Source organism: Pseudomonas sp. Sample_10 (assembly GCF_004321495.1).
In the GTDB taxonomy this organism is placed as follows: Bacteria; Pseudomonadota; Gammaproteobacteria; order Pseudomonadales; family Pseudomonadaceae; genus Aquipseudomonas.
The window spans coordinates 1-8865 of sequence record NZ_RCOE01000202.1 but is presented as its reverse complement, the minus strand read 5'-3'; the positions used below and the strand labels follow the sequence as shown (position 1 = coordinate 8865).

Sequence of the window (8865 nt, the reverse complement as noted above, 5' to 3'; positions counted from 1 at the left end):
GGCCGCAACGACCCTTGCCCATGCGGCAACGGCAAGAAATTCAAGAAGTGCCACGGCGCTTGAGGCTTCAGGTGAAAACCTGCCTCGTCTGGTAGGCCGGTTTCGCGAGCAGGCCCACTCTCACAGTGTTTCGAGACCTGTAGGAGCAAGGCTTGCCCGCGATTGCCGCGCCTCGGTACTTCATACTCTTTGCATCATCGTTCATCGCGGGCAAGCCTTGCTCCTACAGATGTTCACCCGCCTTCAGAATGTGTTCGGTACTGACCACGGTCGCGTACTCACCATGCAGATTCCCCAGCGACATACCGTGCACCTCTTCGGCTGAACGGGGGTTACCGAAAAAATCGGCCTTGTCGAAGGTAAAGCACGCATCCTCCACCACCCACGCCTCGAACCCCAGGTTGCCCGCCGTGCGCGCCGTGGACTCCACCGAGTTGTGGGTCGCCACGCCGACGATGATCAACTGTGCGATCCCCGCCTCGCGCAACAGTCTCTCCAGCCCCGTTGAACAAAATGCGTCCGGCACCTGCTTCTGAATCAGTTGCTCACCCGGCAGTGGCTGAAATCGTTGCTGAATCTCCACGCCCGATTGCAGCGGCCAGAACACCGAGTCCTCTGATCGGGACAAGTGCTGGACGTGAATCACCGGCCGTTCGCTGCGCCGCCAATGCGCCAACAGTTCCAGCATGCGGTCCTCGGCCTGGGGATTGTTCCGGCGACCCAGCCTGGGGTGCAGAATGCCCTTCTGTTGATCGATGATGATCAATCCTGCATTTGCCTTTAATTCCATGTCGACACACCTCCCGGACCATTGGTCGCTGAACTTATCAGACAAATCCTGAAATAACCTTGTACCCCGCTTGCGCGCCCTCCTCCCGCTCACTAACGTAGCGGCTTTACTGACGCTACCCCCGCAGGAGCTTTGCCATGGCCTCGCCAGCCCTCACACATTTTCTACCCCGGTTCGGCGTTGCCGCAGCAGTCACGGGGGTTTTGAGCCTGACAGGGTGTCAGAGCTTCAATGCCCAGGACACCCTCCCGCCGACCTCCGGCGTGCAGCCCCTCAAGGGGCTGGCGCAGAATGTCTCGGTGCGCCGCAACGCGATGGGCATGCCGTTGATCGAAAGCAGCACGTTCCACGACGCGCTGTTCGCCCTCGGCTATGTGCACGCCAGCGACCGCATCACCCAAATGGTCACCCTGCGCTTGCTGGCCCAGGGCCGTCTGGCGGAAATGCACGGTGCGGATTTGCTGGACGCCGACCGCTACATGCGCGCGGTCAACCTGAAGAAAAGCGCCGGGGAGTTGTACAAAGCGTCTTCGCCGCGGCTCAAACGCTTCTTTGAAGTCTATGCCCGCGGGGTCAACGCCTACCTGTTCCGCTATCGCGACAAGCTGCCGGCGGATCTGGTCGCCAGCGGCTACAAGCCTGAGTACTGGAAACCGGAAGATTCAGCGCTGATTTTCTGTCTGCTGAACTTCAGCCAGTCGGCCAACCTGCCGGAAGAAATTTCTGCGCTGGTACTCGCGCAAACCGTCACCACCGACAAACTGCCGTGGTTGACGCCGTCCGCTCCCGACGAAAAGCTGCCCTTGGCTGAAAGCGAGAAGCTGCATGGCATCAAGCTTAACGGGCAGGTACCGGGGCTGACTGAAATCAGTAAGGCCACCCGCCAACTGTCTGAGTTGAATCTGCTGGGCGCCATTTCCTCGAACAATTGGGCGATAGCGCCGCAACGCAGCCGCAGCGGCAAAAGCCTGCTGGCCAGCGACAGCCATGGCCCGATGGGCGTGCCGTCGCTCTACAGCTACGTACAGATTCGCGCGCCGAAATATCAGGCCTCCGGTGTGACCATCGCCGGTTTGCCGATGGTGCTGGGCGGTTTCAACGGCAAAGTGGCGTGGAGCACGACCACCGTCATGGGTGACAACCAGGACCTGTTCCTGGAAAAAATCCGCCGCCAGGGCAACGGCCTTGCCTACGAAACCAATGGCAAGTGGCAGCCGGCGACCGCGCGCAACGAAACCTACTTCGTCAAAGGCCAGCGGCCGATTCGCGAAACCGTGTACGAAACCCGCCACGGCCCGCTACTCAACAGCGCCCAAGGCCTGGCGCAAGGCAACGGCTTCGGCCTGGCCCTGCAGACACCGAACTTCTCCGACGACAAATCCCTGGACGCGTTTTTTGACCTGTCCCGCGCGCAGAACGTCGAGAAGGCGTCCGATGCCAGCCGCGAAATTCGCGCCATTGCCTTGAACCTGGTGTTTGCCGATGCCAGCAACATAGGCTGGCAAGTCACCGGCCGTTACCCTAACCGCCGCGAAGGCGAAGGCCTGTTGCCCTCGCCGGGCTGGGAAGATCGCTACGATTGGGACGGCTACGCCGACCCGATGCTGCACCCTTACGACCAGGACCCGGCGCAAGGCTGGCTCGGCACGGCCAACCAGCGGGTCATTCCCCATGGCTACGGCATGCAACTGTCCAATTCCTGGTCGGCACCGGAGCGTGGCGAGCGTTTGGCAGAACTGGCCGGTGTGGGCAAACATGACACTCGCAGCCTGATTGCCATGCAGTATGACCAGACCACCACGTTCGCCGCCAAACTGAAGAAAATGTTCGAAGCGCCGGGCATGGCCCAGCCACTCAAACAAGCCATCGAAGCCCTGCCGGTGGCCGATCGCGGCAAGGCACGCGAAGCATTGACCCGCTTGATGGCATTCGACGGCAAACTGGCCCCGACGTCCGCCGATGCAGCGATCTACGAACTGTTTTTGCAGGAAAGCATGAAACAGATTTTCCTCGATGAGTTGGGACCGGACAGCAGCCCGGCCTGGAAAGCCTTCGTCGCCAACGGCAAGTTGTCCTACGCAGCACAGGCCGATCATTTGCTGGGCCGCGAAGACAGTCCATTCTGGGATGACGCGCGCAGCGCGCAGAAAGAAGATAAACCCGCGATTCTCGCCCGCAGTCTCGCCGCGGCAATCACGGCCGGCGACAGTCAGTTGGGCGGCGATCACAAAGCCTGGCAGTGGGGCAAACTGCACCGCTACGAATGGAAGAACGTCAGTGGCCAGACCGTGCGCGGCCCCGTGCCGGCCGGTGGTGATCACACCACGCTCAACACCGCCGCTTTCGCCTGGGGCCAGGACTTCAACACCACGCTGGCACCGGCCATGCGCTTTATCGTCGATTTCGGCCAGGCCGAACCGTTGATGGGCCAGATCGCCAGCGGCCAATCCGGCAACCCGGCCAGCCCGAACTACCTCAACAGCATCGATCCGTGGCTCAAAGGGCAGTATCAGAGCCTGCCGATGCAGTCGCAGAACTATGACAGGGTTTATGGCAGCAAGCGCTTGACCCTGACACCGGGCAAGTAACGCCCCCTGTAGGAGCGAGCCTGTCGAATCGTCGCACCGTCGCGATGGACGTCAATGATAACGCGGGGCACCTGATGCCCCGCGGCGTTCTTGGATTCATCGCCAGCAGGCTGGCGCCTACAGGGGATTTGTGCCAAATACTTGAACCGCGGCCACTTCAAAGCCTGTAGGAGCATGGCTTGCCCGCGATGACGCCGGCACATTCAACATTATCGGTGACTGACATTCCGCTATCGCGAGCAAGCTGTGCTCCTACAAGGAATGAGCTGTACCTCGTGTAAAGCGCGCCCATCAAACCCCGATAGAACTTCTCGCCGCGCGCCAGCCTCATAGCTAACAAGTCCCCCCACTTGGGTAGCATCGTGGATCTTGTCATCGCGCGTCCCGAAGGCTTGTACTGCCCCGCTGGCGATTTCTATATCGATCCCTGGCGACCGGTCGAGCGATCAGTCATTACCCACGCCCATGGCGACCATGCGCGCACCGGCAACCAGCATTACCTGGCAGCGGCGCCGGGTGAAGGCATTCTGCGAGCGCGGCTGGGGCAAGACATCAACCTGCAGACGCTGGCCTACGGCGAGCGCTTGTTGCATCACGGCGTCACCCTGAGTTTTCATCCGGCTGGGCATGTTCTGGGCTCGGCGCAGGTTCGCCTGCAATACCGCGGCGAAGTCTGGGTCGCTTCCGGCGATTACAAAATCGAGCCCGACGGCACTTGTGCCCCGTTCGAACCGGTGCGCTGCCATACCTTTATCACCGAATCGACCTTCGGCCTGCCAATTTATCGCTGGCAACCCCAGACGCAGGTCTTCGCCGAAATCAATCAATGGTGGCAGGCCAACGCGGCACAGGACAAAACCAGCGTGCTGCTGTGCTATTCGTTCGGCAAAGCCCAACGCATTCTCCACGGCATCGATGCCGGACTCGGCCCGATCCTGGCCCATGGCGCGGTCGAACCGCTGAACCGGGTTTACCGCGAAGCGGGTGTTCACCTGCCTGCGACGATCTATGCCGGCGATGTGCAAAAAAACGACCCGCTGATGCGCAAAGCCCTGGTCATTGCCCCTCCCTCCGCCGGTGGCAGCACCTGGATGCGCCGCTTCGGCGACTTCAGCGATGGCTTCGCCAGCGGCTGGATGCGCCTGCGCGGTACTCGCCGGCGCCGCGGAGTGGATCGCGGCTTCGTGCTCTCCGATCACGCGGACTGGCCTGGCCTGCTCTGGGCCATCGAACAGAGTGGTGCGCAACGGGTGATGGTCACCCACGGTTCGGTCGCCGTGCTGGTGCGTCACCTGCGCGAGCAAGGCCTCGACGCCCAGGCTTTCGATACCGAATACGGTGACGATGAAGAAGAACCTGTAGCCGTCGAGCACGAGCCCACCGAGGCGACGTCATGAGAGCGTTTGCCCAGTTGTATGCCGAGCTCGATGCGACGACTTCAAGCAATGCCAAACTGTTGGCGATGCAACGCTACTTTGCCCAGGCCGCCCCTGAAGATGCTGCATGGGCGGTGTATTTCCTGTCCGGAGGACGGCCCCGGCAATTGGTGCCGGCGCGGCTTCTGCATGATCTGGCGATTGAGCAATCGGGCCTGTCGACGTGGTTGTTCGAAGAGAGTTATCAGGCCGTGGGCGATCTGGCCGAAACCATCTCGCTGATCCTGCCTGAGGCTCCTCACGTGTCCAGCGATGGCCTGGCCGTGTGGGTCGAAAAAAAGCTGCTGCCTTTGCGCGGCGAATCCCCCGAGGTACTCGCCCGTCAACTGCCCGAACTCTGGTCGCAACTGGACCGCACCAGCTTGATGCTCTGTATCAAGCTCATCACCGGCAGCTTTCGTGTTGGCGTCTCCAAACTGTTGGTCACCCGGGCGCTCGCCACCATGGCCCATCTCGACAGCAAACGCGTGGCGCAACGCCTGGTGGGCTATACCGACCTGTCCAATCGCCCGAGCGCCGCCAGTTACCTGAAACTGATCGCCGCCGAATCGGCCGATGAACATGCCCAGCGAGGCGGCCAGCCCTATCCGTTTTTTCTCGCCCACGCACTGTCCCAACCAGTCGAACAATTCGACGCATTGCTCGGCCCTGCCAGCCAATGGCAAGTGGAATGGAAGTGGGATGGCATCCGCGCCCAAGTGGTCAAGCGCGACGCAAAGTTGTGGGTCTGGTCACGGGGTGAAGAGTTGGTGACCGAGCGGTTTCCCGAGCTGGCCAACCTGAACCACGTCTTGCCCGACGGCACGGTGATCGACGGTGAAATCGTGGTCTGGAAAGCTGATCAACCCGACACCGACGACGCCTTCGACCCACAATCGCCGACCGCCCCCGCCGTGCAACCTTTCGCCCTGCTGCAACAGCGCATCGGGCGCAAAACCCTGAGCAAGAAAATGCTTGGCGACATTCCAGTGGTCATCCTCGCGTACGACTTGCTGGAATGGGCCGGCGAAGACTGGCGCAATCAACCGCAGGCGCAGCGGCGGGCGCAACTGGAGCAAGTCATTGCCCGTTGCAATCATCCGGCGCTGCTGGCGTCGCCACTGTTGACCGGCGAAGACTGGTTCGACCTCGCCCGCCAGCGCGAAGATTCTCGCCGGCTCGGCGTCGAAGGGATGATGCTCAAGGCTCAAGACGCGCTCTACGGCGTGGGCCGAACCAAGGATGTGGGCGTCTGGTGGAAATGGAAGGTAGACCCGTTCAGTGTCGACGCCGTGCTGATATATGCGCAACGCGGTCATGGCCGCCGGGCGAGTCTTTTCAGCGACTACACCTTCGCGGTCTGGGACGGCCCACCCGACGCCAGCGAGCGCACGTTGGTGCCCTTTGCCAAGGCCTACTCAGGGCTGACCGATGCAGAAATGCGCCAGGTCGACAGCATCGTGCGTAAAACCACCGTGGAAAAATTCGGCCCGGTGATCCGCGTCAAACCGAGCCTGGTGTTTGAGCTGGGCTTCGAAGGGATTGCGCTGTCCAAGCGGCACAAAAGCGGGATCGCCGTGCGGTTTCCGCGGATGCTGCGCTGGCGTCAGGACAAGTCCGTCGATGAGGCGGATCACTTGGGAACACTGCAGGATTTGCTCCAGTAATTCGCCTGCCGAAGAACCAAAAGAGTGCAGGTCTTCCACGCCGCCCGTTTTCGTGCACTAATCCCATCCCGGCGATTTCCTGAATGCCTGTTAAACGCTTGTTCGGCACTCTGGTTCGGAAATTGCTACTTTCATTAGGTCTTACGCTTACCAGTAACAATAATTCTGCGCCACAAGCGCTCATATTGGTTTTAGGGAATAAATAATGAAAAAAGCATTGCTGACCCTCTCTGCACTGGCGTTGTGCATGGCCGCTGGCTCCGCCATGGCAAAGGAATACAAGGAACTGCGTTTTGGTGTTGACCCTTCCTACGCACCGTTCGAGTCGAAAGCGGCTGACGGCAACCTGGTGGGCTTCGACATCGATCTGGGCAACGCAATCTGCGCCGAGCTGAAGGTCAAGTGCAAATGGGTCGAAAGCGATTTCGACGGGATGATTCCTGGCCTCAAGGCCAATAAATTCGACGGTGTGATCTCTTCGATGACCGTCACCCCGGCCCGTGAAAAAGTCATCGACTTCTCCAGCGAGCTGTTTTCCGGTCCAACCGCCTACGTGTTCAAGAAAGGCTCTGGCCTGACTGAAGACGTCGCTTCGCTCAAGGGCAAGACCGTCGGCTACGAGCAAGGCACCATCCAGGAAGCCTACGCCAAAGCCGTTCTGGACAAGGCTGGGGTAAAAACCCAGGCCTATCAGAACCAGGATCAGGTGTATTCCGACCTGACTTCCGGCCGTCTCGACGCCGCGATCCAGGACATGCTGCAAGCCGAACTGGGCTTCCTGAAGTCGCCAAAAGGCGAGGGCTACGAAGTCAGCAAGCCAGTCGACAGCGAACTGCTGCCTGCTAAAACGGCTATCGGTATTAAGAAAGGTAACACCGAGCTGAAAGCACTTTTGGACAAAGGTATCAAAGCGTTACACGATGATGGCACCTACGCCACCATTCAGAAGAAACACTTTGGCGATCTGAATCTGTACAGCGGCAAGTAATGCCCGGCGCCCATCTCGCGATGGGCGCTTTTTTCATCCGATCAGGTTGCTGATTTATGTTCGAAAACCTCCTGCAAAATCTGGGGCTCTCCGCCTTCAGCCTCAAGGGCTTCGGTCCTTTGCTGATGGAAGGCACCTGGATGACTATCAAATTATCGGCGATGTCGCTGCTGGTGGCCGTGCTGCTCGGCCTGCTCGGCGCCAGCGCCAAACTGTCCAAAGTCAAACTGCTGCGCCTGGTTGCCCAGTGCTACACCACGTTGATTCGCGGGGTGCCGGACCTGGTGCTGATGCTGCTGATCTTCTACAGCCTGCAAACCTGGCTGACGTCGCTTACCGACTACATGGAATGGGAATACATCGAGATCAACCCGTTCAGCGCCGGGGTACTGACCCTGGGCTTCATTTACGGCGCGTATTTCACCGAAACGTTCCGCGGCGCCATCCTTGCCGTGCCGCGCGGCCAGGTCGAAGCGGCCACCGCCTATGGTCTCAAGCGCGGCCAGCGCTTTCGTATCGTGGTGTTCCCGCAAATGATGCGCTTTGCCCTGCCGGGTATCGGCAACAACTGGATGGTGATGCTCAAGGCCACCGCGCTGGTGTCGATCATCGGCCTTGCCGACCTGGTCAAGGCAGCCCAGGACGCGGGTAAAAGCAGCTATCAACTGTTCTACTTCCTGGTGCTCGCTGCGCTGATCTATCTGTTGATCACCAGTGCCTCCAACATCATTCTGCGCTGGCTCGAACGCCGCTACGCCGCCGGGACCCGGGAGGCCGTACGATGATCGAACTCCTGCAGGAATACTGGAGGGCTTTCCTCTACACCGACGGCCAGAACATCACCGGCCTGGCCATGACCCTGTGGCTGCTCAGCGCGTCGATTTTCATCGGTTTCATCGTCTCGATTCCGCTGTCCATCGCCCGGGTTTCACCGCACTTCTACATACGCTGGCCAGTGCAGTTCTACACCTACCTGTTCCGCGGTACGCCGCTCTATATCCAGTTGCTGATCTGCTACACCGGCATCTACAGCCTCGCCGCCGTGCGGGCGCAACCGGTGCTCGACAGCTTCTTCCGCGATGCGATGAACTGCACCATCCTGGCGTTCGCCCTGAACACCTGCGCCTATACCACGGAAATTTTCGCCGGGGCCATCCGCAGCATGGCCCACGGTGAAGTCGAAGCCGCCAAGGCCTATGGCCTGACAGGCTGGAAGCTGTATGCCTACGTGATCATGCCTTCGGCCCTGCGCCGCTCGTTGCCCTACTACAGCAACGAAGTGATCCTGATGCTGCACTCGACCACCGTGGCCTTCACCGCAACCATCCCGGACATCCTGAAAGTCGCGCGGGACGCCAACTCGGCGACCTTCCTGACCTTCCAGTCGTTCGGCATCGCCGCGCTGATCTACCTGACC

General features: G+C 60.3%; 8 protein-coding genes. 7 read left to right on the top strand and 1 reads right to left on the bottom strand.

The genetic code is table 11. The features are described from left to right. Positions 1–63: SEC-C metal-binding domain-containing protein (locus D8U18_RS19500; protein ID WP_177435040.1), on the top strand; the 63-nt coding region annotated here is incomplete at its 5' end. Between the two features lie 160 nt (positions 64–223). Here D8U18_RS19500 and D8U18_RS19495 read toward each other — a convergent pair. Beyond that, complete coding sequence (locus D8U18_RS19495) at positions 224–790, bottom strand: cysteine hydrolase family protein (protein WP_056856137.1); 567 nt, start codon at positions 788–790, stop codon at positions 224–226. A gap of 137 nt (positions 791–927) precedes the next feature. On the opposite strand from D8U18_RS19495, the gene D8U18_RS19490 reads away from it, so the two are divergent. The 6 genes from D8U18_RS19490 to D8U18_RS19465 form a co-directional block, all read left to right on the top strand. Next, on the top strand, positions 928–3378 hold the full coding sequence (locus D8U18_RS19490) for a penicillin acylase family protein (RefSeq protein ID WP_131108197.1): 2451 nt from the start codon (positions 928–930) through the stop codon (positions 3376–3378). A gap of 362 nt (positions 3379–3740) precedes the next feature. Continuing rightward, positions 3741–4775 (top strand): ligase-associated DNA damage response exonuclease, encoded by a 1035-nt coding sequence (locus D8U18_RS19485; RefSeq protein ID WP_131108196.1) that lies wholly within the window; start codon positions 3741–3743, stop codon positions 4773–4775. Continuing rightward, positions 4772–6460: an ATP-dependent DNA ligase gene (locus D8U18_RS19480; protein ID WP_131108195.1), complete on the top strand. Its 1689-nt coding sequence runs from the start codon at positions 4772–4774 to the stop codon at positions 6458–6460. The genes D8U18_RS19485 and D8U18_RS19480 overlap by 4 nt, the downstream gene beginning before the upstream one ends. A 205-nt stretch (positions 6461–6665) precedes the next feature. Further along, positions 6666–7448 carry a transporter substrate-binding domain-containing protein gene (locus D8U18_RS19475; protein WP_056856142.1) on the top strand — a complete coding sequence of 261 codons (783 nt, stop codon included), beginning with the start codon at positions 6666–6668 and terminating at the stop codon, positions 7446–7448. A 56-nt stretch (positions 7449–7504) separates the two neighbouring features. Further along, positions 7505–8233 (top strand): ABC transporter permease, encoded by a 729-nt coding sequence (locus D8U18_RS19470; protein ID WP_056856143.1) that lies wholly within the window; start codon positions 7505–7507, stop codon positions 8231–8233. Next, the coding region (locus tag D8U18_RS19465; RefSeq protein WP_131108194.1) for an ABC transporter permease at positions 8230–8865 on the top strand (636 nt) is incomplete at its 3' end. The genes D8U18_RS19470 and D8U18_RS19465, both read left to right, overlap by 4 nt.

Excerpts from the sequence above, each read along its gene's own strand:
- D8U18_RS19495 (WP_056856137.1), bottom strand. The coding sequence starts at position 790 with ATGGAATTAAAGGCAAATGCAGGATTGATCATCATCGATCAACAGAAG.
- D8U18_RS19490 (WP_131108197.1), top strand. The coding sequence starts at position 928 with ATGGCCTCGCCAGCCCTCACACATTTTCTACCCCGGTTCGGCGTTGCC.
- D8U18_RS19480 (WP_131108195.1), top strand. The coding sequence starts at position 4,772 with ATGAGAGCGTTTGCCCAGTTGTATGCCGAGCTCGATGCGACGACTTCA.
- D8U18_RS19475 (WP_056856142.1), top strand. The coding sequence starts at position 6,666 with ATGAAAAAAGCATTGCTGACCCTCTCTGCACTGGCGTTGTGCATGGCC.
- D8U18_RS19470 (WP_056856143.1), top strand. The coding sequence starts at position 7,505 with ATGTTCGAAAACCTCCTGCAAAATCTGGGGCTCTCCGCCTTCAGCCTC.